The sequence below is a fragment of the Campylobacter sp. BCW_6464 genome, assembly GCF_001762775.1.
GTDB lineage: Bacteria > Campylobacterota > Campylobacteria > Campylobacterales > Campylobacteraceae > Campylobacter_D > Campylobacter_D jejuni.
In genome coordinates, this window is sequence record NZ_MJXM01000080.1 from 26,393 (window position 1) to 26,715 (window position 323).

General features: G+C 29.4%; 1 pseudogene. It reads right to left on the reverse strand.

The features are described 5' to 3' along the window. Nucleotides 1-323, reverse strand: a pseudogene (locus AJ885_RS10765) (highly acidic protein); the annotation flags it as partial.

Consider the following 323-nt stretch of genomic DNA (forward strand, 5'->3'; position numbering starts at 1 on the left):
TGCCATCTTCTAAAGTTAAATCTAAATCAGTTTGAGTGTCTTCTTGAATCTGTTCTTTAGTTGTTTCTTGTTCTAAATTTTCATCTTCTAAATTTTGAACTTCTAAAGCTTTGTTTGCATTATCATCTTGAGATTCACTAAGCTCTTCTTGCATTTCTAATGCATTTGTTTTAGAATCGTCTAATAATTCTTGCTTTTCTATTTCTTCATTTTTATCATCTTCTTTGATTTCTAAATCTTCATCATTTTTATCATCTAGCTCATCTAAACTAGGCTCAGTATCCAAAGCTGTATGTTCTTGGCTTAAGTCTTCTTTTTCGTTT